The organism is Paenibacillus sp. SAFN-117, assembly GCF_051966115.1.
In the GTDB taxonomy this organism is placed as follows: domain Bacteria; phylum Bacillota; class Bacilli; order Paenibacillales; family NBRC-103111; genus Paenibacillus_L; species Paenibacillus_L residui.
The window spans coordinates 1-24,446 of the sequence record NZ_JBQCLK010000013.1; the positions used below are offsets into that span (position 1 = coordinate 1).

Genomic DNA, 24,446 nt, shown 5'->3' on the forward strand with positions numbered 1-24,446 from the left:
ACCTCCAAAAAGAGAGGAATTGTATACATGGTTATTTTTTTATGGTGCGGACTCCGGAATTAGGGGGCCTAGCCGGTTTCGCTCTAGAATAACCCACCGCGCGGCTTTCCCCAAAAAGACCTGCAGTTTTGATTGTCTTTTACACAATCCGGCGGACTACCGCCGTATAACGCCGCAACGCGCGCCAATGAACGGCGCGCGTTGCGTTGCTTTATTCACCCGGGTTAGCGGATAGCCGCTCCCCGAGCCTTGGAAATACCCGCAAAGCATTATCGTAGAATACTTGCTCCTGATGCGCTTCCGGGATCAGACGCTCCACGAAGCGGATGTATTCCTTGATCGGAGCAAGCGGCCAATCGGTGCCGAACAGCATTTTATCATAGTGATCGGCGTATATGAGCGCGCGGCGGAAATGATCCATGAACAGCGTCTCCTTCATAAACCGGTCGAACTCTTTCGAATCTCCAACGATAAGCCCGGATAAATCCGCGAAGACGTTAGCATTTTTATGGATCACTTCCGCGGCATCCATTACCCAGGGATCCCCGAGGTGACAGATGATGAAATTAATGTCCCGATGCTGTATCGCCAATTCATCGATTGTCAGCGGATGGGAATATTTCAGCAGCCCCTCGCTTGAATACGTGTCCCCGGAATGTATGACGACCGGAAGCCCGTATTGTTTGGCCAGTTCATATACGGGACCGTAAATCGGATCATAAACGTAATAATGGTAATAGCCGGCATAGAGCTTAATTCCCGCTACGAACTCTTGACGGAGACGGGCTTCGATCCGATCCAGTTCCTCCTGCGCACCGTCCGAAGCCAGACGTACAGGATTAATGCCTACACATTCCATCAGAAATGGAGGAACCTCCGGTTCCAAATCAAGAGTCATCGGGTTGGACGCTCCCCTGTCCGGGAAGCGCCCTGCCTCTTGTTCCTCCACCCCCATGCCGATTCCCATAACTACTCCGGCCTGGTCAAATTCTTCCTTGAGCCCTGCTGCCGAATATTCCACGAAGGCCAGCTCCCGGGCCGTCCTGCGAAAGCTGTCAATATCCGATAAATGAATATGAGCGTCGATAATTTTCAATGGTGCCCTCCTTCTCCTTCCTCTACTTATTCTCTTCCGCTCCGAAACGTATTCTTCTTAACTCGGTAAACGCTTCGGAAGTCCAATCTCTGTCAGTAAACAAGCAGAAGACAGGCTTGGTATATACCGTCTCTCCATCCGCGAGCCGTACCCATTCTTCCGAACAAACCCTCAAGATTTGATTATTGGAAAAAGCATACGTATTCTTCTCCCCACTGATGTAGAGCATTCGGTCTTCATGCCGCTCACTGCCCAGCTCCAGCAGACCTTGGGATTGGATTTCCGGTGCCTTGGATCCTCGCTTGTAGGTGCGGTCCGGTTGCCCCCGGAACCACTGCACTTCCGGTTCAGTATCCGTTCCGATGAAGGAGTCCACCATACAGCGGTAATCATAGAACATGCGTCCCGTTCGATTCCGAATCCGGTTCACCACACAGAGAACGGGGGTTCCGGGAAGCATCAGATAATACTGGTCTAACTCCAGCCCGCGTTTCTCCTTCAGCTTCTCCACCCGTGTCCGCAGGCATATTCCCCGCCATGAGTTCCCGTAATTATCCGTTAGTGTCTCAAAGGCGGCGGTAATCGTCTCCTCCTGCAAGCTTAACTGGGAAATTCCCTGAAGCTCGATCCCTAGTCCTCCCAGCCACGGGTTCCACCACGATTTGGGCCCGGGCTCGGGATAGGAGGATTCCAGCCACTCTCTCCCGTTATACTGAAGAGAATACAAAGCATTCCCGAAAGCCGGAGAAGCTTGAAGTGTGACTCCCCCATTGGAAAAACGGAAGGTTCCGTCTGTCAGCTTCATCTCTTCTATCGGCTGCACTCCGTCCGAAAAGGCAAACACAGCCCGTTCGATGGTTCTTTCTCCCATTCGGGATTGAAGGTTCAGTCGAACCGTATCCGAAATGCCGCCCTCCTTAAGGGGCTCCACTCGAAAATCGAGCAGCCTCATCTGCTCTTCCTCCGCCATCTCCCGTTCCACGGCGGCAAAGTTTCCGTTCCGGGAACTTACACTCACCCGACCTTCTATCGGGGAGTTTCTCCGTTCTCTGGCTTGAACTGTGAATTCCATTCCCGCCTGAACGAATGGATTCCCGTTATTTACGCTCACTTCGAATGGAGACATTAAATGGGGATTCACCCGGTCCCTGCGCCCAAGCGCATAGGAGCGGAAATCGGACCAGTTCGTAAAGCTGCCGCATGCCAGGAAGGTAGAAGCAGTCCGCACCTTCTCCCCCGGTCCCGGTCGGCCTGCCGGATGCTCCAATTGCAAATGCCATTCGCTCTTGGTCAGAGCCAACTCTGGATGCCAGGTCATTCCCCAGGTTACTTGGTCCCCGGAGCCGTAGCTAAACAGCCAGTTTTCCGAAATCTGATGGATATCCCAATCGTTCAGCCTATCGTATGAAACGACCTCCGGATCCCGCAAATCAATCACTTGGCCTTCATAAGGGATAATCCCTTGATTTAGCGAGAAATAAAATCCTTCTCCAATATGCAAAGGCTGCTCTGCAGTCAGGGTTCCAAGATTATGGACCTCGTGGAACCTTTCGACCAACCCGTTAGGAAATAGTTTGGCGGTTATCGTCAACCGGATGGACGGGAATTCCTCGGAATCGCATTCCGCCGTAAGCACCATCGCTTGATCTTCCCGGCTTATGGAAACACGCGAAGCCTGTTTTTTCACAAACTCGGGAGAATAGGGGCGCCCGAGCTTCGGTGACATCCATCGGCACCTGGACTCTTCACCATACCGGTGAACCCACATTTCATTATCCTCTTTGTTGTAATATAAAGTATAAGGACCATTGACAATGAACCACTGCTTTTGGGTCTCACCGCCGAACCTTCCGGTTTGTCCCTTAAAAATCCGTTCTATTTTTCTGGTAAAGACAACCGGCTCTTCCCGGCTGTTCTCCGAATAAGCATGGATCATAACCCGTTCGCTTAACAATCCAAAATCCTGGAGCCTGTATGAAACGGCAACGGTTTTAATTTCTTCTCCAGGCACGGAAACAGACAACCGTTCGGGTTCAAAACGGATACATTCATTACTTGGAAGCTGAAACTCAAATACTAGCGGCCGGGTATCCTGATTCTCAATCGTTATGAAGCCTTCCTCCATCCCTTGAAGCAGGCTTTCATGATTCACGGCGGAGAAGATCAGCTTCGCCGGATATTGCGGCTCTATTCCGACACGAAGCTCAGCACTGCGTCCGTTGATCCGGCACCGTGCGGTGACGCAAGGATGCGTCTTCCAATCATTCTGGTCCTCCTCTACCGGCCCAACTTCAAATTGACCTTCGATGATGGCTTCCTCTTGAACTACCAGATTGCGGGACAGTGAGAAGCTAATATTTTTGTTATTCTCCCCTTCAATTTGAACATGGAGGGGTGCCCCCGATTTATTGCGAATCACATAACGGATGGGATAGCTCTTCCCAAAAACGAGCTTATGCCTGTCCGCTTCGGCGTACAGAATATAATCGTCCGTTTCGATCAAACGGATGCCGCGCCCGGTTTTTTCAAATTCCACACGCAGGGACTTCCCGTCCTTCGCCCATTTATATTCAAAGAAATCGAAGCCGTTCTCGTTTCGCCCATCCGGCTCTATGGCGATGTCCCTCTTCCCGTCCTCATACCAATCCATGGTCTCGAAGTAAGGCTGGAGAGCCTCGGTTTGCAGAACAGTCGGAATAAAATTCATCAAATGAGTGGCGTTTTCCCTTTTCTCCCAAAAAAATCCACACTTTTTATACATCGGAACAGCCTTCGTATTCCCCGCCCACGTAAACAAGTCCAATCTCGGCCAACCCATCTCGATCGTTCTTCGCACCGCGCTCAGGACCAGGTCCCGCCCTATTTTTCGCCCATGATAATCAGGCCTTACGTTAAGAAGCGGAATATATAAAGCTCCCTCATCATTACGATAATGGGCGAAGCTGCAGTAGCCTACCACCTTGTCTTCATCCAAGGCCAGGAAAGCGGCCAGCAGAGTCGAATTGGCATGCTCCTGAAGGATGGATTCCTCCGTTCGGTTAGCCGTCCCTCCTCCCCAGCCCTCTGTGCTGGCATTCCACATTTCAGCAATCGCCCGGGCATAATGCGGTTCATATTCAACTATCCGAATGTTCCCGTTCACGATATTCACCTCTTTGGTTATAGTAATATTTTTTTCAAATTATTACCATTATACCTTAGCCCCTTATCAGGAGTAAGAGGAGAATTTAGTTACAACGATTTTTGACTGATATAGATCGCCCTGACGTACTCGTATACTTGTTTGATCGGAATTCCGTGTTCCCGCGCGGCTTTGGCGCAATCTTCATGCTCCGGGGCAAAATGCACAAGCTTTCCGGCTTTATACCCGGTTTTTACCGTAATAGCCCCCCAGGGAGTGGAAACCTTCTCGAAATTTCTGCCGAGTCTGCTGCAGGATACGGGCATATATCGCAATCCGAGCGTTGTCGTTTCCTCGAAGATGACGGTTTCTATTTCCGACAATAAGAGTCCGTCCGTTAATACATTTAACATCAGGCCGGGACGCCCTTTTTTCATAAGAATAGGAATCCAGTAGACATCGTTCGCTCCTTTCTCCAGAAGCCTGTCCGTGATGTAGGGACAGTACTCCGGATTCATATCGTCCAGATTCGTTTGAATGAGCACCATCCCATCATCCCGGTGCTCTTGCCCATGATCGAATTTCTTCATTCTGTCAGCCATCCTTTGTCCCATCGACCCGTAACGATCGCTTTTTCCCAAATTATAGCCTTCCCCGGCTTACTATGTAAATGCTGCCTCCGGAACCGAAAGCAGATTAAACATTCCTTGAGGTCATGTCTGTGTGACAATTATTAATTTCATCGGGAAAATAATGCCCATAAACAAATAACAGGAGTACCTTTAGATGGCACCCCTGGGGAAATATTTGGAAAAAGCCCTAACGGCAAATTAACAGCACTATTTGCGTGAACGGGCAAGGAAGAATGATACCGCGAAAAAGAACCCCGCCGTTTCTTGTATATTCCGCCCATACTGCTTAAACGGCCAGAAGGCCAGCACCCTGTTACAGCTTGTTGGCCGATTCGGGAGTGACCGGCTCCGTCCCGCCCTCCGCTGTCCCTGCCTGGCTGGGCTGCGGTACAGGAAGCGTAACGCTCGGCGGAAGAGGAGGTGATCCGCCCAGAGGATTTCCTTTGCTGTCCACATAATACATCGGAGTATCCCCAACGACCAGAACATAGGAAATGGGAATTTCCGTCTCAACGATTTCATGCTCCGAATCGAACGGAATAATGATGGCCACATCGGCGATCACCCGAACGTAAACCTCCACCAGCACCATATTAATCCCCACATTTTCAGAGCGTCTGCTCAGCTCCACCTGAACACTTCCTTGCGGAACGAGCCGAATTGGAATATCCGGACCGAAGGACGCGATAATCGCGCTGTTCATGGCCATCCCCAACGGAATATGCTCGGGGATGCTTCCCAGATTGGTCAGAGCGGATTGAACTTTATTAATGGCATCCGCCTGTATTTTCATATGCTCGGCATAATTTAGCATAAACCCGCTCACCTTGCCGTTATTATCGTATCTCCACTCAATCAATCTATTGAGATCGGTACCTTGGGAGATCCGGTCGGTAATGGCCGCGTTGATGGATTGTGTTGCAATCTGCTTCATGCGGACGGAAGCCAGGTGGAAGAGCGGCGGCTTCAGATTCCTCTCAATATAAACGAAGGTTTGCAGTGTAAACAGAAAGATTAGAATCATCGTGATGAGGAATGTTCTTCTCAAGCTTGCTTTACGCGGATTCCGGCTTCTCCATCTGCGCCTTCGCATCCCCTTCCCCCCTTGTATATAGGCATATCCCTCTAACTAATCTATGCCTTACGCAGCCAAAAAAGAAGGACTCGTTGTCAAGATGACTTCCTTTAGTGTCCGCAATAACCGCCAAACCTGCTATAATAGGTAAGAAAACCCTACTATTGGAGCCGCAGCTCCCTTTTTTAACCTGGAGGAAATGATGAGAGCACTGATCTACTTGATTATTCTCGTATCCTTCCTGGATACATTCGTACAGCTTCCGATTATCGGGCCCTATGCCAAAAGCCTGGGAGCCGGATCGCTCGCTATCGGTCTTACAATCGGAATGTACTCGCTATCGAATATAGCCGGCAATGTCGTTGCAGGACAATGGATTGACCGTATCGGAGCCAGAGTTGTGCTTATTATAGGGATGGCCATAACAGCGGCTGTACTCTTGTTATACCTAACCGTTAATACTCCGGAGCATCTCATTGCCGTTCGTTTTTTACATGGTCTTACAGGGGGGCTTCTGACACCATGCGCGTTTACTCTCGCTTCTTCGAGAGCTTCGATGAACCGTCAAGGAAGGGCTATGGCATTGTCTGGCGCTTCCGTCGGACTGGCCGCCATTATAGGTCCGGCGTTGGGAGGAATCCTTAAAGCGAAGTGGGGAGTAGATGCGGTGTTTATTGTAACGTCTGCACTGCTTGCCGTCTTCTCGATTATTGCCTGGACGATGCTGCCCAAGAAGCAGGCGGAACAGACGGAGCGGACAAGAGTAGAGCGCCAGTCCTGGTCGGAAACCATTAAAGCGTGGAAGCCGCTTCTTGGCAACCGTCATGCCGTAACCGCCTATGCCGGGGCTTTCGCCCTTCTGTTCGCCATGGGCGTGCTTACCTTCGCTCTTCCGCTCAAAACCGATGAATTGCAGCTGCCGGCGCAATCTGCCGGAATGCTGCTCAGCACCTTCGGATTGGTGGCGATTCTCGTGTTCGTGCTGCCATCCAACCGGATGTTCGACCGGCTGCCCCCTTTCCGCCTGCTGATGATCGGACTGGTTATCGTCATTGCTTCTTTGCTTAGCCTGTCCATAGTATCCAGCCTCGGAGGTTTATATTTCATTATGGCTGTGTACGGAATAGGCTACGGACTGATATTCCCTTCGACCAGCGCGCTCTTGGTCAAGCATGTCCGCCAGGAGGACCGGGGGAAGGCCTTCGGCTTGTTCTACGCCTTCTTCTCGCTCGGGGTGGTGGCGGGATCATCGGCCGTCGGCGCCTTGACGGCCGACCCGGACACAGCCTTGGCTATCGCATCGGGCACTTTAACGGTGCTGTCGGGCTTGCTGTTCATCCTTTACAAAATCATCCCTTCCAAAGCAAAGCTTTCGGAACGCGAGGCTAAGCTGTAACAAAACGAAACGCCCTATTCGGGCAAAAAGAAAACAGTCCGGGCACAACCCGGACTGTCTCGGTTATAAAATGGATCCGTCGGATGGCTGTTTCGTTTCCGAATTTAAAAGTCAAACTTTCCCCTCTGCCCTTCTCTCGAACTCCCTTGTCCCTCAAGCTTTTTTCAACGGGTTTCCATATCTGTAGTGCAATATTATCCTTGGTTCAGCTTCTCGGTCTCTTGTTTAAATACCTCTGTACTCTTCATAATATACTCTTCGATCAATTTGTTTTCTTCCGGACTGTAAGCAGACATTACTTCGCTCATAGCTTGTCCAAACGATTGAAAAATCGGCCCTAATTCAGCTCCCACTTTTCCAAAATTGGCCTTAATAATAACCTTTCTCCTGTCTTTCGGATCTCTTTCCCTGTAAACAAAATCTTTATTTTCAAGTCTATCGACCACTGTTGTAACCATTCCAGTCGATAACCCCGTTTTTAATGCGATCTCCCCGGCAGTAAGTCCTTCCACGGGGATAAGCCCTAACACTTTGTAGTCCGTTAAATTTAAACCAACTTTTTCAGCAACGGTCTGGTGGAACATAATTAAAGCAAGACTAAATTGTTGTCCTAAATTGACTGCATTATGCTCATTCGCAGGATTATTTTTCATTGACAATCAGATAGCCCCTCCCTATAATGAATTTATCTCCAAATTAGAGATACTCTATTATGGAGGTAAATTAAACCTTGTTTTTATTGTGCTTTATAATCGGAAGGAATGACAAAGTTGTTCGAGGACATCTTTTACAACAGTATTTTATATCCTGCCATGGAAGGATTGCGAGTACTGATCTGGTCATACGCATTTTATTTCACCTTTGCCATCGTATTTCTTCTCTCCATTCCTATAGCTATTATGCGGTGTTTTCAAAGCATAATCAAACACACGAATAAAACCTTCGCTTTTATTGAAAGCATGGTATGGATATTGAGGATATCACAATATGTGCTCACCTATTGCCTTATTTTCGGGTTCCTCAACTTGGTCATAATTATTGCAATGAATATGTCTAAAAAAATGTTCGAACACGTTCCAGCTATCGATTCCATTCAAAAAGTTGCGGTTTTGGGCATAAAAAATCTGTTCATTATTCCCGTTAGTATCATTTATCTTTTAAACATTGTACAGATAATCTGATCGTTAAACGAGGTGATCTTATGGGATTTTCTGATCTTATGCGTTATGGAAAATATGGTCTCCATACACTTTTTTCCTCCGTCTTGTTTTTTTACCGCCATCTCTCCCTGCTCATCCTTGCACTTATCCCGTCTTGTATCCGTGCATATCAAATGTGGAATCAGCTTCAAGTACCCATGGTATTTGAAATTTTAGTGGAATTGACAAGAATCGTATTGTTTCTGCTCATGCTTTGCCTTATGACTACTGGAAATTTGACAAGTTTGTGGCGGAAGAGGTTTTGGCAGAGGCTTGGGGATTCTTGTTCCTTGCATCTGAAGAAAAATTGGCCCTGCTTCTTTCTTGCTCAAATCGTGATATTCCTTGTGTTCTTATATGGCCTAGGAAATTTAGCTATTATCGTCATCGTGAATCTTTCTTTAACCCCAATCCTCGACATTTTAGATATCAATTCGGTTGAACATTCAGCACAATCCGCATATAATGCCTACCTGTTCTTTTTGAAAAATATGAGCGTTATACCATTGGCCATGGTTTACATTCTTATCATGTTAGGAGTAGGACCGACCAACCATAAAAGGCTAGATTAAAATAAGATTGGAGAAGTGGGCACCAAAATAGGCATTCTGACATTCGTAAAAATAGACGCTTGACGAGCAGGTCTCATTTAGAAACGAAACGAGATAAAAATTCGTGTCCAGAAGGGCAGGATAAATGTCAGGGGAACGCTGAGATCAGTGTTTTAAAATCCGAGCAAGAGCTTGGGAAAAAAACTTGAGCAAAGCACTCATCACATCCCCTAACCCGTTGATCACCTGGGTTCATGCTTAAAGGATGAGAAATCCCTGCTTTTGATCGTCGCGGAGGATGAAAAAAGACTGATGAAAGGATCGAGTAAAAACAGATCCCCCTCCAGTCTTTTGTATTGTTTGGGTACTAATTTTATCTTAGTCGGTTGGACAGGAATTATATTTGCTGAAAAGACCGCTGTCGAAGCGCCTCGTACAGAAGAATGGTTCCGGCCATGGCAACATTCAACGATTCCGCACGGCCCCGCATAGGAATGATTACGTTATGATTGGCCAGACGGCTCACCTCTTCCGAAACCCCTGCCCCTTCGTTGCCGAGAATGATCCAGGTCGCCTGTCTGAAGTCGGTTTCGTAGCAGGTCTTGCTTGCATTCAACGAAGTATTCAGCAGTTGAATGCCTCTATCGCCCGCTTTGCGAAGCAGCGGGGCCAGCTCTGCCTGCACAACGGGCAGATGGAACAGCGATCCCATAGTGGCGCGAATGGTCTTCGGGTTATACAAGTCCACGGTGCCTTGTCCGAGCACGACTCCGGAAGCGCCGGCAGCATCGGCCGCCCGAATGATGGTCCCCAGATTGCCGGGGTCCTGAATTCCATCCACGACAACGACCAATCCGTCCGATAACGACAGCAGCCCTTCGGCCGATTCTTCCCTCTTCCTGACAATAGCAGCGACGCTTTGCGGCGTTCGGGTATCCGTCACTTTGGAAAGCACCGCTTCCGTAACGGCTATCCATTCCTCCCGCCCCGCACGATCGTTGTCCTTGAGCTCCGGCGGAAGGCCGCGTTCCATGGAATAAAGCACCGTCTCGACCGGCTCGTTCGAACGCAAAGCCTCCTGTACCAGATGCGTGCCCTCGATCAAATATTTATTCTGCTCGTCTCTTCCCTTCCTGCCAAGCAGCTGCGCCCACTGCTTAACCCGCAGGTTATTAACTGATGTAATTTCGTTGGTCATACAGCCTCCATTACTTCGTGAACGTTTTCTCGAATTCGACTAAATCCTCGTTCTTCCCTACGACGACAAGAACATCGTCCTCCTTGATCGCATCTTCAGCATGAGGTGCAATATTCATATGGGTGCCTGTTTTGATAGCCATCACATTACAGCGATATTTGGCCCGGATATCCAACTGAAGCAAACTCTTGCCGATCATCTGGGGAGACGCTTTAATCTCCACGATGCTGTAATCATCGGATAATTCAACGTAATCCAAGATGTTGGGAGAGATCAAGTGATGAGCGACCCGATTTCCCATATCCCTTTCCGGAAAAATGACCTTGTCCGCGCCGATTTTCTTCAGCACATTGCCATGCAAATCGTTCTGCGCCTTGACAATAATCTTCTGGATGCCCAGATCTTTGAGAATCAGGGTAGTCAGAATGCTGGATTGAATATCCTGCCCGATAGCTACGACAACGACATCAAAATGATGGATTCCCAGCGCCTTCAGTGCTTCTTCATCCGTGGAATCCGCTTGAACCGCTTGGGTCACGAAGGCACTCATTTCCTGTACCTTCTGGCCGTTGGAATCGACAGCCAACACATCATACCCGGATTTCGATAAAGACTTGGCCACACTCGAACCGAAGCGGCCCATTCCGATAATGGCAAATTGTTTTTTCATCGCTACCGCTCCTTTAGCTTCTTCCTAGAATTATACCATACCGTAGGGATCCATACATAAAAGGGGGTGCCTAAAGACATATTAATAACAATTCCCCCTAAAGCAGGCTTCGTGGCTTGCTTCATCCCCCACTTTTATATATGGTAAATGGTTCGGCCTTTAGATAGGGCAACTTTTGTGGTTGCTCGCGACGAATCTTACGACAACGGAGGTTTTCTCACGATGAATATCGACTTAAGGCAGGCTATTGTGCAGCGAGTACAGGGCAAATCGACAGAAGAACTGACGGATGTGATTGAAGGTTCGATTGACAGCACGGATCAGGCCCTTCCCGGGTTAGGCGTGTTATTTGAAATTATTTGGAAAAATACGGATGAACCTACCCATTCCACTTTGGTTCAAGCCCTTAAGGATCATCTTCCCCAGTAGAGTTCTTTCCTGACACACGAAAATGCCAAAAATAAAGACTCCCGGTCAACGCACGCCTCTCCTGGCGCGCGTTGCGGGCCTTGGGTCGGCAACCCGACATGCCCAACGCGAGAGTCTACTATTGTCCTGTTTAAGTTCAAAACTATTCTACTCACTCATCATTGAACGGGAAGTGATAAATTTATTCTTCAAACAGGCAAAAAGTATTAGGGACCATTCGTTTGCCCGAGGCTTCTCCGGATAGGAACTTATCCAGATCCGGTTCTATAACTTTCAGCACGTCATGGAAGGTTTCGAACGGAAAGTAGGCCTCTCCCGCTTCTTCGAGGTAACCGGCCAGCCTTGCTCTGGCAAAGATCCAATCGGCAAAACCCGAACCATAATAATCACTCGTTCCGTCTCCGATATACAGCACATGGTAGCCTTCCTGCTTTAATTTCCGCACCACGTCCGCTTTGCAGCAGCCGCACCATTTGCAAGCTTCATTTTCATTTTGGAAATCAAGCCTGTACCCTCCGTCCTCCGTATAATAAATCGGATTCGATATGATTTGCTCCACCTGATAATCGAACTTCCGGATGATTTCCCGGATATAATATTCCATTCCATCACTCAGTATCGTGACAGGGATACCGTGCTTACGGCAAAAGTCAAGAAAATCCGCAGCTCCCTCCCGCGGATTTATCTGTCGGATCACATCGTCCACCAATGATTTGCGGTCTGCCAGAAAGGAGTAGCTCGTTCTCGCCACCTCCATGGAACCGACCTGACCGGCATCGAATTGGCGGTAAGCCTCCACCACTGCCGGTTCCTTCTCGACCCCGGCTTTTTTCATAAGCAAATCTCCGACATCCTGCTGCATTAAGGTCCCGTCAAAATCGGTGACAACGGCCAGCTTAGACATTTTCTCCACCCATTTCGTTTATATTGAAAGCAACGTCAATTTGTCCTTATCATACCACATCCAGACCCCTTATAGTTTCATAAGGAAATAGATGGAGAGAGCTTTTCAAATTTTTCAGACGCATAAATCGAAGTAGACAGGCTATCGGATTCTTTTATAGGCCCTGGCATACCTTAAAATTTTTAAGTAGGCTTTTCGGTTGGCCAATTTTCTGAAAATATAAGGGTCCGGCCGGAAATTAACTTCCAAAATCCATGGATCTAAATCTTTGCCGATGGCGATATCGACCCCGATTTCCTTCAATCCGGGAAAATGTTTATGCAGTTGTATGGCCGCATCCGTCCCCAGCTTGGCAAGCCGTGCCATATACTTCTCCCTCTCGGCAGGGCCCATGTATCGGCTCAGAAGGACGTCAACCGTCTTAAGTGTCCCTCCATTATGATAATTCGTTACTACCTTCTGAGGATGAGCCACCCTTCCCATCATCCCGGTGGTCTCCCAATTCTTCACCGGGTTCCTCTGCACCATTACGCGAATATCGAAGGGACGCTGCTCATGGCTTAAGAGCCTGATTCCCTTCTGAACCAAATAGCGCTTCTTCCCGGTTTGTCTTAACAGATTAGCATACATATCCGTATAAGAACCGAACGTCCATCTGCGCTTCCCTCTTTGAAAATGAAACCGGAGTCTACCCCCGGCCTCTTCCTTCTCGACTCGGATGACCCCGATACCGAAGGTTCCGAAATTAGGTTTAATATAAACCATACCGTATTTATTCAACATTTCCTGCAGGCTGTCCCTGTTCATCCGCCGGGTTTCGGGAATGACCGGGCGAATCTGTTCGTTCTGCAGCAGGATGGTTGTCTTAAGCCATTTGTTCGCTGTCAGTTTCACCGCGCTTCCTCCACCTTTGACTTAACATTGGACCTGTAATAAAGATCATACAGATTGATTAAATGACCTGCTGATGTTTTCCAACCAAACCTCTTGACTGCATCCTCCCTCGCTTGCTTGCCCAATTGCTTCCCCCATTCCCGGTGACGGGCAAGATAAGCAATCCGTGCGGCAAACGCTCTGTAGTCCTGATAATGATCGACCAACAGTCCGTTATGTTTGTCCCGGATAATTTCCCCGATTCCCCCGATATTAGAGGCTATGCAGGGAAGCCCGGTAGCCATCGCCTCTACGTTTACCAGGCCGAAGGCTTCATGCTTTTGCGACGGACAGACGAAGCAATCGGCCATCCAATACAGCTTGTGCATTTGCCGATGCGACAGCTGCCCCAAGAACACGACCGGGACCCGGTAATGCCGGGCGAGCTTCTTTAATTTCATCCCGTAACCATGCACCTGGCTCTTCCCTGCCACTACCAGTTTGATTTCGGGAACTTCATTTCGCGCCATGCGGATAGCGCGGATCAGCAGGGGAAGTCCTTTGCGCGGAATCAGTCTCCCTGCGAAGGCCACGGTGAATGATGCCGCTAGCCCGTATCGGTTTTTCAGATCCATTTTTTCTGCCGGTGTCGGCGGCCGAAACCGATTCAAGTCCGTTCCCAGCCAAACTTTCTTAATTTTGTTGTGAAGGCGGGGGAACCGTTCTTTCAGCCTATTCTGTAAAGACAAGCTGTTGGCAACTATCAAATCGGCTTTGGACAAACAGCGGAACGCCAGCTCACGTGAAATTCGGGGGGCGGAAACAAATGTCAGCGAATGCAGGAAAATGGACACGGGCGTATTAGGAAATTGCCGCTTTACCCGAGGGAGAAAGAGAGGGCGGTTATCTACCTGCACCCAGTCAAAGGTATGGCCGGCCAATCTTCTGAGGACATGGTTTAAATAATTGCCCTGACTTCCTCCCGGAACCCTGATGATCGTTAGATTTCCGTCTTTAGTTAAGGCGGGATAGCCGGTATGTTCGCGGCTGATGATCGTTACCTGATGGCTGGCGGACAGCTCTTTCGCAATATGGTGAATCGAAATTTCCACCGATCCCCCCAATACCGGAGGAACCGGGATTTGTTCCGGGGCGATAATTAACAGATGCAACAGACGGCACCTCCTTAACCGATATCGGAGACGGCATCCGGTATCAGAGATTCACTGCTCGCGTTCCTGTACACGCGGCCTTTACTGTACTGGTATATAGAGCTTTTTTACTCCAATATCATATGTGTGCATACCCGCTGATGCACTGGACAACTGACAGTGCATGACCAAGACCCAAAACCCCAAGAAAAGTGACGTTTTGCTTCGTATCCGCGGTAAAGCCTGCAATTCTGCACGCTTTGGGCTGTTTGATCCCGTGTCCGCGGTAAAGCCTGCAAAAACACATCTTTTTTTTCATTCCAAGGGAGATCAAGCCATTTTATAGGTAAAAAAGCCGCCGATCACAGGGATCTGCGGCTTTTATTCCTTGTCACTTAAGCAATTTAAGTTCGTCCTTCTCCTGGCGGACCACATTATCCTCGGTATCGTCGACCATTCCTCTAGTCGAATTGCGGAACTCACGCAGCGTATCGCCGAAAGCTCTTCCGAGCTGCGGAAGCTTGGCCGGCCCGAAGACAATCAGGGCAATGGCCAGGATAATAATCAAGCCGGGAATCCCTACATTATTGAACATTTGATTAACCTCCCCTTTACTGGGTATTGGTTGACAGTGTTGCTAGTCTTCTGTAGTAATGGCCTGCCAAGGCGGCGCTGATTTCGAACAAGGCAATTAACGGAATCGTCACGGACAGATGCGAGATGAAGTCCGGCGGCGAGATCAGCGCCCCTACGATCGCAAGCCCGACATAAGCATATTTCCGGGTTCCCTTGAGCCTCTCCGGAGTCAACAGCCCAAGCCGTGTAAGAAACAGGACGACAACGGGCATTTCAAAGGAGACCCCCATCGGAAAGACGACGTTGAACAGGAAGGAAAAGTAACGATCGATCCCGTAAGTCTCCATTGCCCCGATCGAGGCGTTCATCGTTTTCATAAACCCGACCATCATCGGAAAAACGACATAGTAGCCGAAAACGGTGCCCGTAAGGAAGAGCAGGAAGGAGGCCGGAACGAATGCAAGTGTTCCTCTGGCCTCCGCATCAGTCAGACCCGGCCTGACAAATGCCCATATTTGATACAGCAGCACCGGAAGAGTGAACAGGATCGCAAACAGAAACGCGCACTTCATGTAGACGAACAGCCCGTCCGTCAACGAGAATACGTTCCACTCGATGCCGCTGGCGCCCGGCCTGGCTTGAACATAGCGCAATATGGCGGGAGATAAATACAACCCCGCGCACATGGCGCCCAACAAGACCGTCGCGACCACGATCAATCTCTTGCGTAGCTCGGTCAGATGAACGACCAGATTTTCTTTTATATCCATTCTACCCCTGTCCTTCAACAGAACAGAGCCCTATACGAGAGATCCGCCCTGCTGCAAGTATTTGAGAATGCCTTCCGAAGCCCGGTATGCCAGCGCCCCAATTGTGCCCGTCGGATTGTATCCGCTGTTATGGGGAAAGGCCGATGCTCCTACAACAAATACATTTTCCGCATCCCACATCTGCAAATAGGAATTGACTGCAGAAGTGCTCGGGTCCGCCCCCATCACTACGCCTCCCGTATTGTGCGTGGACTGATATGGGACGATATCATAGTTGCTGATCGCTTTGGACGTTTCCAGCTTGGTCGGATTCATTTCCTTCATGACCGCTTCGGTTTTGGTTGAAATAAAATTGACCAATTCCCGATCCTGATTCTCAAAATCATAGGTTAATCGAAGCAGCGGCAGTCCGTATATATCCTTGTAGGTCGGGTCCAAATCCATATAATGATGCCTCCATGGCATATTGGCCCCTTGAATACTGACTACAAGCATGCGGTTGGCGTATTTGATCGACATCTGCTTAAATTCCTTGCCCCACTTCGGAGTGCCGCTCGGCGTCGGATTGCTGGCGATCGGCCGATTTCCGGTTTGGGTGAAGCGAATATTCGCCCCGTGAATGAAATTCAGGTCCGAATGGTCGAAATTGTCTCCGTTGAAATCGTCGAAGCAGCTTCCTAGCGCCCCTGCCCCCATATAAAGATTAAACTCCCTGTCATCATAGAAGCCGTAAGCATTCCCGCCCGTAATCTGGTACGCGTAGTTTCGGCCGATAACACCGGTTCCGGAAGCCGGATCATACGGTTTGCCCAGCTTGGAGAGAAGAAGCAGACGAACGTTGGAGAATACATAACTGGCCAGTATGACCAAATCCGCCGGCTGCTCGAACTCTTCTCCGGTTAACGTATTGATGTAAACGACACCGCTTGCCCTCTTGCCGTCGTGAATGATCCGGGTCACATTGGAAAATGTGCGGATTTCCAGGTTGCCGGTGTTCTGGGCTACGGGAAGCACGGTTACGATAGGATCCGCCTTCGCGCCATATTCACAGCCGAACCGTTCACAGAAAGCGCAGTATTGGCAGGCAGCACGAGTAATGCCGTCCGGATTCGTATAGGTTTCGGATAAATTGCCTGACGGAATGACATAGGGATTGTATCCCAGCTTTCTCGCGGCATCCTCGAACAGCTTCATTCCCGGGGTTTTCTTCATCGGCGGAGTCGGGAACGGGCTGGAGCGCTGGCCGACCATTGGGTTTTGCTCGGGTTCACCGCTGATTCCGGCCATTTTCTCATATTTGTCAAAGTAAGGCTCCAACTCGTCGTAGGTAATTCCCCAATCCTGGATAATCATGCCGTCCGGAATTTTATTCTTTCCGTAGCGCTCCACCGTCTTGGAATAAATCTCAAAGTCATAGGGGAGAAAACGGTAGTTTTGCCCGTTCCAGTGAACCCCTGCGCCCCCGATTCCATCTCCCATCAAGAAGGAGCCGTAGGATCTCATCGGCAGGGCCCGCACTTTTTCCGTATTGCGGAAAGTAACCGTCTCCCTGGACAGATCCTGCATCAGCTCATACCGTTGAGCGTAGCGCAGTTCGTCATGCACCATGAAATAATCTTCCGTCTTCCGCGGTTTACCCCGCTCCAAAGCAACTACCTTATGTCCCGCTTTGGTCAACTCCGAGGCAATGATGCCTCCCATCCAACCTAATCCAACGATTACAATCGGTACCTTTGGTAATGTAGTAGCCACTTGCATGTCCCCTTATCTAGTTAGTGACTCATGTGATCATGGAGGCTCGACGGCTCCATCTTGATAAATTCTTCCTTGTCGATGACATCGGCATAGCTCATCTGATTGCCGGGATAATTGCGCATCCTCCAGCCGTCCATATTTTTGTTGCCGCCGTATAGCGGATCGGCATAAGCTCCTTCCAGAGTCAAGGAGCGCAGCAAATTAAAGAAAATTTTGCTCGACATTCCGTGAAGCTGGACTTCTTCTCCTTTTTCAAATACGGTCAGAACCTCGTCCTGCTGGGCCTCGTCCAGATCCGCGAAAGCCTTGCTGTACTTCGTTTGGCAATAATCTTTCAGCGCCTGCAGCCCCAAAGTGAATATTTCGTGGCGTTTAAACCCGGATTGGTATCCTTGGGTCGCCTCTGCCTTGAAGAATGGACCTATCATATAATCTCTGGCGTTCATACCCCACGGACCGGCCAGTTGGTGGTCGATATAATACGCGACCCCCAATTCAATAGCGCCGGGCCCCAGCTCGTCCTTCGGAAAAATACGTTCCGTTGCTGCCTGGGTCAACTGAAATTGCTCCGTATTAAGGAACATCAGCGCCTGATTATAATCCTTGACCGGCGGCTGCTCCGTCTGGCCCGGCTGCTGCGGTGCCGTTTCCTTAGGAGCGGTCATTGTCGATCCGATCACTCCGCCAATCACTCCGCCGGCAACTACTCCGCCAAGAGCCGCTCCGGAATATTTCAGGAACTGTCGTCTGGATTCATCGCGCGGGGCGCTTTTATTATGTTTTTCCTCTGCCATCCTGACACCTCCAATTGCCACACTTGTTGATATCAATAAGTAATGGTAGTTTCACCATAATGAGCTTTTTTATGCCAATTTTCTTAACACGTTTAATCGCTTTTACCAGTCCCCCACAAAGTGGAGTTATATATTCTGTTATGAACCAAAAAAAGCCGAGGTCATATAACCTCGGCTTGGCCCGAATTCGTCTCGGCAATTTACTTGGCCGCTCCTCTTTCTTTAATTCCGTCATTGATCTCTCTGATGATATCCGCGCCCCCTCGTCCCATCCATTCCTTGACCATTTGATCCCAATCGGATAGCGGGCGTTGACCGGAAATCATCTTCGTCTGCTCTCCGATAATATATTTTTGCAAATCGGCTCCTTTGGAAGATTGAGCTTCAGAGAAAATACCGCGGCTCGGATCCGCATAAGGGGTTTTGTTGTATGTCGCTTCCATCTCTTCGATTTCAGCGATAAATTGCTGCATTCTCGGATCGTTGTAAGAAGCGATCGAGTATTGATTCGCTTCATCGTTGGGTGCCCACGGCTTCCAAAATTCATGCCGCTGCAGCATATATTGAATCGGCGTAATGCTCTCCGAGCCCGGCTTAAGCACCGCCTTGCCGTCCACCATCTCGTAGCCCACTCCCTCGTGCCCCATTAGCCAATCAAACACTTCATTGTCCGGGGTTCGCTCATTCACCGGGATGAACTGCCGGCCATAATCCATAATCTCCAGTATTTTCTTGACCTTCTCCGGATCATTCTTCAGCTTCGAGGATAGAGTGGACAGGCCGAAATATCCTTGCCCCAGCAGCCGTCCCTGACTCCCGTCGGGAGCTACGAAATGAGGAATCGAAGCCAGCCGCGCCTCGGGATTCACTTCCAGCAATCCGGTATAATACTCTTCTACCATCCCGGTCGGAGTGCCGATGAAAATCCCCGCCTTGCCGGAATAAAATTCTTTATTCGCCTGCGCCCAGTTGAGCACGGCAAAATCCTTGGTCACCGCTCCTTCCCTGTACGCCGCCGCTAAGGTTTCAATCACTTCTTTACGCCCGGGGCCGATGATTCCGGGAATATAATCGCCGTTCTCATTTTTGTGGTACCAGCCTCCGGACCAATAAGCTCCTGCCATATATTCAGGTGAAATATTTTCTCCAAGAGCAAAGCCGTACGTATCGTCCTTGCCGTTACCGTCCGGATCATTCTTGGTAAAGGCAATGGCTACCTCAAGCAGTTCCTCATAATTGGTCGGCATCGACAGCCCGAGGTTGTCCAGCCAATCCTTCCGGATGATATTGCTGAACACATAGGTGGGGGCATACATCGGGATGCTGTAGATTTTGCCGTCTACACGGATTTGATCCCAAATTTCATCGGGAACCATGCGAAACGTCTCGTATTGGTCGATATAGTCATCCAGCGGAAGAAAAGCCCCCTGCCTGGCCCATTTATAATAATTCGAATCCAGATCCTTGATCGCCACGACATCCGGCATGTCGCCAGAGGCCATGACGACCGACAGCTTGCTGTTAAAATCCGATTGCAATATAAATTGTGATTTGATATGAGCGTTGAATTTTTCCTTGATGGCATCGACTCCGGCGCCCTCCGCCGCAGGAAAAATCGTATACGCGAAGTTCATGAAGCTGATCTCATGCATTTTGTTCTCTTCCGCCTGCTTTGCCCCGGGCTCCCCGGAAGGCTGGGAAGTTCCCTGGGAGCCCCCGCCCGAACAGGCCGCCGCTGTTAAAGCCACCGTCATCAGCACCGAGCCCGCGCTTATCCATCTCTTTTTAGCCATTACGACCACCTCCGCTTATAATGAGCGAATCTTGTGCCACCCTCTTGTCATCCCGGAATCGTTGCGTCATCGATAAATCGGACAGATTCCCGGAACGCCGGCATGAAATAGTCAGCCTTTGACCGAACCGAGCATCACCCCCTTGGCGAAATGCTTCTGCAGAAACGGATAAACCGCCAAAATAGGGACCGTCGCCAACAAAATAGCGGCCATCTGAATCGTCTCCGCCGGGGGCGGCTGAACCAAGGTCTGCTGCTCCAGCAAGGAGGTGTTGTCATTCACGACGACAATTTGGCGCAGCAGCACCTGTATGGGCCACTTGGCCGGATTGCTGATATAGATCAAGCCCGTAAAATAAGAATTCCAGTGACTGACAGCGTAGAACAGGCCGAAGGTGGCCAACGCCGGCTTGGACAGCGGAAGGATGATGCGCCCGAATATCGTAAAAGGATTGGCTCCGTCCACAATCGCGGCCTCGTGCAATTCTTCGGGAATATTGCGGAAGAACTGGCGGATAACGATCAGATTCCACGGGCTGATCAGCACAGGTATAATGAGCGCCCAGACGGAGTCCAGAAGCCCGGTCTCTTTGACAACCAGATAGGTCGGAATAATGCCGGCTCCGAACAGGAAGGTAAACAGCACCATGAAAAGGATCGTTCTTTGGCCCGCGAAATCCCGCGACAAGCCATACGCCATCGTCGTCGTAAAGAGCAGATTCATCAGCGTTCCTGCTACCGTTATGAAGACCGTCACCCCGATGGACCGGATGAAGCGGTCGTTGCCGAGAATATACTTGTACGCGTCCGCCACCCATTCCTTGGGCCACAGAATAAAATCATTCTCCAGAAAATCTTTCATGGAAGAGAAGGAGACCGAGAAAATATACAGAAAAGGAATGAACATGCTGACGGCGATTAACACAAGCAGCACGATATTGACCGTCTCCAGAATCCGGTCTCCGACGGTTCGGTGAAACATGCGTATCCCTCCCGGTGTATATCTGCTAATAAATGCCTTCTTCCCCGAATCTCTTGGCCAGCCGGTTCGCCCCGATCACCAGAATGAGCCCTACGACGGACTTAAACAGGCCAACAGCGGTGGCAAAGCTGAAATCCGACTGTAAAATGCCTTTGTAATAAACATAAGTATCCAGCACATTTCCCACTTCCATCACATAGGGATTCAGCATCAGAAACACCTGCTCGAAACCGTTGTCCAGTACGGTACCAAGGCGCAATATAAGCAAGATGACTACCGTACTGCGGATCGCGGGAAGTGTAATATGCCAGATCCTTCGCAGCCTGCTGGCCCCGTCGACTACGGCCGCTTCATAGAGCTCCGGATTGACTCCCGCCAAGGCCGCGAGGAAGATGATCGTTCCCCAGCCCGACTCCTTCCAGATGACCTCCAATACGAGCAGCGGCTTGAACAGGGCGGGAATTTGCAGGAACAGAATCGGCTCCATGCCGAACCAGGCTTGCAGGATCCCGTTGATGAGCCCGTCGCTTCGCAGGAAAATCGTTACAATTCCGATAACCACCACCCAAGACAAAAAATGCGGAAGGTAGACGATCGATTGAATAAGCTTCTTGAATCGTTCGTGGCGAACCTCGTTCAGCATAACCGCCAATAGTATGGGAACCGGAAAGGCAAAGGCGATTTGCAGAAACGACAGCACCAGCGTATTGATCAGCACCTGCACCACTTCCGCATTATCGAAAATCCTGGCAAAATGGGCCCAGCCGACCCAGGGACTGTCCATAAACCCTTGGAATGGGCTGTATTCTTTGAAGGCAATGACAGACCCCAGCAGCGGAACATATTTGTAGATGATAAAATAAAGGAAGCCCGGCAGCACAAATACATACATATAACGGCTCTGCCATATCTTCTTCCTCATCCGGCCCCATCCGGCGGGGGATTGAACGGGCATCCTTGAATGCGCTTTCGATTCTGCAGCCGGTTTCATGGTCGGCTTCTCTCCTTTCATTCGGTTTGTAACCGTACTGTACAAGAAACGGCGGCAAACGGGAAGTTTCCATTCTTGCATACAATCAGGGCAAAATAAGAAACAAAACAGGCAAAAAAAGAACCTTTCCCCGATTAGGAAGAAAGGTATTATACCTGTCTATAATCCAGCCCGCGCTTCCCGATGCTAAGATCCTTGACGAAATTGCTCACGGTATTTTCCCGGCGGCATCCCCGTGCACTGCTTGAAGACACGGGTAAAATTTTGAGTCGTTGCGTAACGCAGCTTTTCCGTAATCTCTTTAATCGATAAATCGGAATGGGCCAGCCATTCCTTCGCCCTGTTCATTCGGTAGTCGATAAGATAATCGACGAAATTGATCCCCTTCTCTTCCTTGAAAGCGCGGCTTAGCTGGGAGGGGGAACAGTGAAAATGCTCCGCGACCTGCTGCAGGGATAAATCCGTCTCGAATCTTTCATGAATGTAGTCAATCACCTGGCTGATCAGCAAGGCCTGTTTGGACTGCCGGGACTGCTCCATCTCGCGCTGAATGGACGGGAATAGCTCATTGCAGAACCACTGACGGACCTCTTCGAGGGACGAGGCGGAATAAATATTCATATAGAGCTGATCATCCATCCATTCATGAAGATCATAGCCTCTATCCTGCAAGCACTGGTCGATTTCCCCAAGCAAATAAGCCATCAAGCCAAGCACGCTTTCCACATTGGCCATAAAATGAGGGACGTCCTCCATCATTTCCGCGAACTGGTTCCGGGCTTGCTCTATATCCCCCTCGGCAATACTTGCCAGAATCCTTCTCTGCCATTTGGCGAAAAAATGATTGAACTGCCGGAGCATCGTTGAATTCTCCGCAATCTCGCGGGTAATGGTCGCATTCCCGCCCATTACAAAACGATAACGAAGCAGTTGGAGCGCTTGTTCATAGCCAAGGCTGACAGCCGTCAGGGAAGGCTGGGCATCGCTAATGGCGACGGTAATCGTATGCTGAAAATATTCTTTCACCTTCTCCCGGATGAGACGGCTCATTTCGTTGATCCGGCTCCAGGTCGCATCATCATTCCGTTCTGTGCCGAGAATGCAGATGATCTGTCCCGGATTGGGAGTCAACGTCACACAGGTCGGCATCTCCTCACAAATTTCCTGAATCAGCTTGGACAGAGCGTACATCATCAGCGAGCGGTCTCGGGTCTGATATTTCCGCCAAAATTTAACCGGCTGATCCACTTCCAGAGCCAATAGATAGAACCGGCTTCCGTCAAGCGCCAAATGTTTATTCGCCGAATGGAAGGCTAACTCATCCTCGGTCATCTCTCCTCTAAGCAGCTTGAATAGCACGCTTTCCTTCAAGTGGGGAAGCTGTTCCTGATACTGAAGCCGCAGCCCTTCATTGATCCTCAGTACCTTCTCCAAATAGGAGTCCAGAGCATTAAGATCATCCGCCTCCCGGTCCGATCCGGAGAATTTGCCCGCAAGCCTTTGGATCGGAAAATATAGCCGATGCGATCCGATGACGGAGATCAACATCCAGAGTCCGATCAGAATGATGACGGTTATCCAGGTGAGCCGTTGGATATGATCAGATTTGGCCGTTAACTCGGAATACGGAGTCATCGCCAGATAAGTCCAGTTATTGAAGGAGGACTTCTCCGAAGACAGATGGTATTGCTGCTTATTGTATGTATAAGGTCCTGTAAAGCTGGAAGGATTTTGCCAAAATTGATGCAAATCATTGGTGGCGGTGAGCTTGGTACCGATATCGGCTTTATTGCTGCTCAGCACGATGCGTCCCTGCTCGTCGATCACAAGCAGCTTTCGCCCGTTGCCCAGGCTGACCGACTGGAAAACCTCCTCTATAATCTCCGGGTCGACATGCAGCAGCAGCCAGCCTTCCATAACCGGAGAATTAATCGGCACCGGACGCAGCAGGAGAAACTCGGTTTGTTGCGGATAGGTATAGGGAGGGACGACCGTCGCTCCCGTATACATCGGCCTGGCGAATTTAATCAGCTCGTAATAGGGAAAATCGTTGAGCGCAAGCATTCCGTAATGATTGGAATACACTTGGCCGAACCGATTATACACCAATGATACGTTGAAGAGCGTCCCGTTATAGCTGCGGTATTGCCGAATGATTTCTTTCATCTCCAATGTCGTTTCCAAGGTTTCCAACGAATCCATGGAGATCCCGAGCCGGACTGATTTCTCCACGGTCCGGTCACTGGCAATTTGCAGGGAAGAGGCGTCCAGGCTTTTCAAAATACCATCCATCTGATATTCCATCTGTTTAAGAATAATCCGATGATTGCGGTCCACCTCCTCCTGCACGCTGCTTCCGGCCATGTAAGAGGAGATCAGGCCGAGAAGCATGACGGGAATAACGCTTAGCAGCAAAGAATAGACCAGCAGCTTCTTCTTGAAGCTCATTCTCCTCCATAAGCGGATCGGTTTAACCATACCCCAGCTCCTC

At 49.7% G+C, this 24,446-nt stretch carries 21 protein-coding genes; 3 read left to right on the forward strand and 18 right to left on the reverse strand.

Annotation, left to right across the window (positions count from 1 at the left end):
- Positions 1–211 precede the first annotated feature (211 nt).
- The 4 genes from ACTHRH_RS10295 to yunB all read right to left on the reverse strand — a co-directional run bounded on the left by ACTHRH_RS10295 (position 212) and on the right by yunB (position 5,942).
- On the reverse strand, positions 212–1,096 hold the full coding sequence (locus ACTHRH_RS10295; RefSeq protein ID WP_144932424.1) for an amidohydrolase family protein: 885 nt from the start codon (positions 1,094–1,096) through the stop codon (positions 212–214).
- 22 nt (positions 1,097–1,118) lie between these two features.
- On the reverse strand, positions 1,119–4,238 hold the full coding sequence (locus tag ACTHRH_RS10300) for an N-acetyltransferase family protein (protein ID WP_440415395.1): 3,120 nt from the start codon (positions 4,236–4,238) through the stop codon (positions 1,119–1,121).
- An 89-nt stretch (positions 4,239–4,327) separates the two neighbouring features.
- The gene (gene larC, locus ACTHRH_RS10305; RefSeq protein WP_379285883.1) at positions 4,328–4,807 is read right to left on the reverse strand and encodes a nickel insertion protein; all 480 of its coding nucleotides are present in this window, start codon (positions 4,805–4,807) and stop codon (positions 4,328–4,330) included.
- Between the two features lie 355 nt (positions 4,808–5,162).
- Complete coding sequence (gene yunB / locus ACTHRH_RS10310; RefSeq protein ID WP_379285881.1) at positions 5,163–5,942, reverse strand: sporulation protein YunB; 780 nt, start codon at positions 5,940–5,942, stop codon at positions 5,163–5,165.
- A 184-nt stretch (positions 5,943–6,126) separates the two neighbouring features.
- Between yunB and ACTHRH_RS10315 the strand changes: the two genes are divergently transcribed.
- Positions 6,127–7,320, forward strand: a complete 1,194-nt coding sequence (locus ACTHRH_RS10315) for an MFS transporter (protein ID WP_440415397.1) — start codon at positions 6,127–6,129, stop codon at positions 7,318–7,320.
- A 194-nt stretch (positions 7,321–7,514) separates the two neighbouring features.
- On the opposite strand, the gene ACTHRH_RS10320 is transcribed toward ACTHRH_RS10315, so the two are convergent.
- Positions 7,515–7,973 carry a MarR family winged helix-turn-helix transcriptional regulator gene (locus ACTHRH_RS10320; protein ID WP_440415513.1) on the reverse strand — a complete coding sequence of 153 codons (459 nt, stop codon included), beginning with the start codon at positions 7,971–7,973 and terminating at the stop codon, positions 7,515–7,517.
- Between the two features lie 548 nt (positions 7,974–8,521).
- On the opposite strand from ACTHRH_RS10320, the gene ACTHRH_RS10325 reads away from it, so the two are divergent.
- On the forward strand, positions 8,522–9,091 hold the full coding sequence (locus ACTHRH_RS10325; RefSeq protein ID WP_144932435.1) for a hypothetical protein: 570 nt from the start codon (positions 8,522–8,524) through the stop codon (positions 9,089–9,091).
- Between the two features lie 376 nt (positions 9,092–9,467).
- On the opposite strand, the gene ACTHRH_RS10330 is transcribed toward ACTHRH_RS10325, so the two are convergent.
- Together ACTHRH_RS10330 and ACTHRH_RS10335 are read right to left on the reverse strand one after the other, a co-directional pair.
- Positions 9,468–10,268, reverse strand: coding sequence for a TrmH family RNA methyltransferase (locus ACTHRH_RS10330; RefSeq protein ID WP_440415400.1), 801 nt, complete (start codon positions 10,266–10,268; stop codon positions 9,468–9,470).
- Between the two features lie 10 nt (positions 10,269–10,278).
- Complete coding sequence (locus ACTHRH_RS10335; protein WP_144932440.1) at positions 10,279–10,938, reverse strand: potassium channel family protein; 660 nt, start codon at positions 10,936–10,938, stop codon at positions 10,279–10,281.
- A gap of 222 nt (positions 10,939–11,160) precedes the next feature.
- Here ACTHRH_RS10335 and sspI point away from each other — a divergent pair, with 222 nt between their 5' ends.
- The gene (gene sspI, locus ACTHRH_RS10340) at positions 11,161–11,367 is read left to right on the forward strand and encodes a small acid-soluble spore protein SspI (RefSeq protein ID WP_144932443.1); all 207 of its coding nucleotides are present in this window, start codon (positions 11,161–11,163) and stop codon (positions 11,365–11,367) included.
- A gap of 181 nt (positions 11,368–11,548) precedes the next feature.
- On the opposite strand, the gene ACTHRH_RS10345 is transcribed toward sspI, so the two are convergent.
- The 11 genes from ACTHRH_RS10345 to ACTHRH_RS10395 all read right to left on the reverse strand — a co-directional run bounded on the left by ACTHRH_RS10345 (position 11,549) and on the right by ACTHRH_RS10395 (position 24,433).
- On the reverse strand, positions 11,549–12,271 hold the full coding sequence (locus tag ACTHRH_RS10345) for an MtnX-like HAD-IB family phosphatase (RefSeq protein WP_440415403.1): 723 nt from the start codon (positions 12,269–12,271) through the stop codon (positions 11,549–11,551).
- Between the two features lie 141 nt (positions 12,272–12,412).
- Positions 12,413–13,165, reverse strand: a complete 753-nt coding sequence (locus ACTHRH_RS10350) for a YheC/YheD family protein (RefSeq protein ID WP_440415405.1) — start codon at positions 13,163–13,165, stop codon at positions 12,413–12,415.
- Positions 13,162–14,316 (reverse strand): glycosyltransferase family 4 protein, encoded by a 1,155-nt coding sequence (locus ACTHRH_RS10355; protein WP_440415407.1) that lies wholly within the window; start codon positions 14,314–14,316, stop codon positions 13,162–13,164. Before ACTHRH_RS10355 ends, ACTHRH_RS10350 begins: the two co-directional genes overlap by 4 nt.
- A gap of 370 nt (positions 14,317–14,686) precedes the next feature.
- A complete protein-coding gene (locus tag ACTHRH_RS10360) occupies positions 14,687–14,890 on the reverse strand; it encodes a twin-arginine translocase TatA/TatE family subunit (protein WP_144932453.1) in 204 nt (67 codons plus the stop codon).
- A 16-nt stretch (positions 14,891–14,906) separates the two neighbouring features.
- Positions 14,907–15,641, reverse strand: a complete 735-nt coding sequence (gene tatC, locus ACTHRH_RS10365; protein ID WP_144932454.1) for a twin-arginine translocase subunit TatC — start codon at positions 15,639–15,641, stop codon at positions 14,907–14,909.
- Positions 15,642–15,671: 30 nt separating this feature from the next.
- On the reverse strand, positions 15,672–17,393 hold the full coding sequence (locus ACTHRH_RS10370; protein WP_144932455.1) for a GMC family oxidoreductase: 1,722 nt from the start codon (positions 17,391–17,393) through the stop codon (positions 15,672–15,674).
- Between the two features lie 20 nt (positions 17,394–17,413).
- Positions 17,414–18,190 (reverse strand): gluconate 2-dehydrogenase subunit 3 family protein, encoded by a 777-nt coding sequence (locus tag ACTHRH_RS10375; protein ID WP_440415410.1) that lies wholly within the window; start codon positions 18,188–18,190, stop codon positions 17,414–17,416.
- A gap of 200 nt (positions 18,191–18,390) precedes the next feature.
- Positions 18,391–19,983 carry an extracellular solute-binding protein gene (locus tag ACTHRH_RS10380; protein WP_440415412.1) on the reverse strand — a complete coding sequence of 531 codons (1,593 nt, stop codon included), beginning with the start codon at positions 19,981–19,983 and terminating at the stop codon, positions 18,391–18,393.
- Between the two features lie 111 nt (positions 19,984–20,094).
- Positions 20,095–20,964 (reverse strand): carbohydrate ABC transporter permease, encoded by an 870-nt coding sequence (locus ACTHRH_RS10385; RefSeq protein WP_379285864.1) that lies wholly within the window; start codon positions 20,962–20,964, stop codon positions 20,095–20,097.
- Positions 20,965–20,989: 25 nt separating this feature from the next.
- On the reverse strand, positions 20,990–21,955 hold the full coding sequence (locus tag ACTHRH_RS10390) for an ABC transporter permease (RefSeq protein ID WP_379285862.1): 966 nt from the start codon (positions 21,953–21,955) through the stop codon (positions 20,990–20,992).
- Positions 21,956–22,141: 186 nt separating this feature from the next.
- Positions 22,142–24,433: a helix-turn-helix domain-containing protein gene (locus ACTHRH_RS10395; protein ID WP_379285860.1), complete on the reverse strand. Its 2,292-nt coding sequence runs from the start codon at positions 24,431–24,433 to the stop codon at positions 22,142–22,144.
- Positions 24,434–24,446: the final 13 nt, after the last annotated feature.

What these genes read in the sequence shown, in the direction of transcription:
- ACTHRH_RS10320 (WP_440415513.1), bottom strand. Translation starts at nt 7,973, where the DNA reads ATGAAAAATAATCCTGCGAATGAGCATAATGCAGTCAATTTAGGACAA.
- yunB (WP_379285881.1), bottom strand. Translation starts at nt 5,942, where the DNA reads ATGCGAAGGCGCAGATGGAGAAGCCGGAATCCGCGTAAAGCAAGCTTG.
- ACTHRH_RS10380 (WP_440415412.1), bottom strand. Translation starts at nt 19,983, where the DNA reads ATGGCTAAAAAGAGATGGATAAGCGCGGGCTCGGTGCTGATGACGGTG.
- ACTHRH_RS10385 (WP_379285864.1), bottom strand. Translation starts at nt 20,964, where the DNA reads ATGTTTCACCGAACCGTCGGAGACCGGATTCTGGAGACGGTCAATATC.
- ACTHRH_RS10325 (WP_144932435.1), top strand. Translation starts at nt 8,522, where the DNA reads ATGGGATTTTCTGATCTTATGCGTTATGGAAAATATGGTCTCCATACA.
- ACTHRH_RS10395 (WP_379285860.1), bottom strand. Translation starts at nt 24,433, where the DNA reads ATGGTTAAACCGATCCGCTTATGGAGGAGAATGAGCTTCAAGAAGAAG.
- ACTHRH_RS10315 (WP_440415397.1), top strand. Translation starts at nt 6,127, where the DNA reads ATGAGAGCACTGATCTACTTGATTATTCTCGTATCCTTCCTGGATACA.
- sspI (WP_144932443.1), top strand. Translation starts at nt 11,161, where the DNA reads ATGAATATCGACTTAAGGCAGGCTATTGTGCAGCGAGTACAGGGCAAA.
- ACTHRH_RS10330 (WP_440415400.1), bottom strand. Translation starts at nt 10,268, where the DNA reads ATGACCAACGAAATTACATCAGTTAATAACCTGCGGGTTAAGCAGTGG.
- larC (WP_379285883.1), bottom strand. Translation starts at nt 4,807, where the DNA reads ATGAAGAAATTCGATCATGGGCAAGAGCACCGGGATGATGGGATGGTG.
- ACTHRH_RS10335 (WP_144932440.1), bottom strand. Translation starts at nt 10,938, where the DNA reads ATGAAAAAACAATTTGCCATTATCGGAATGGGCCGCTTCGGTTCGAGT.
- tatC (WP_144932454.1), bottom strand. Translation starts at nt 15,641, where the DNA reads ATGGATATAAAAGAAAATCTGGTCGTTCATCTGACCGAGCTACGCAAG.
- ACTHRH_RS10360 (WP_144932453.1), bottom strand. Translation starts at nt 14,890, where the DNA reads ATGTTCAATAATGTAGGGATTCCCGGCTTGATTATTATCCTGGCCATT.
- ACTHRH_RS10345 (WP_440415403.1), bottom strand. Translation starts at nt 12,271, where the DNA reads ATGTCTAAGCTGGCCGTTGTCACCGATTTTGACGGGACCTTAATGCAG.
- ACTHRH_RS10375 (WP_440415410.1), bottom strand. Translation starts at nt 18,190, where the DNA reads ATGGCAGAGGAAAAACATAATAAAAGCGCCCCGCGCGATGAATCCAGA.
- ACTHRH_RS10390 (WP_379285862.1), bottom strand. Translation starts at nt 21,955, where the DNA reads ATGAAACCGGCTGCAGAATCGAAAGCGCATTCAAGGATGCCCGTTCAA.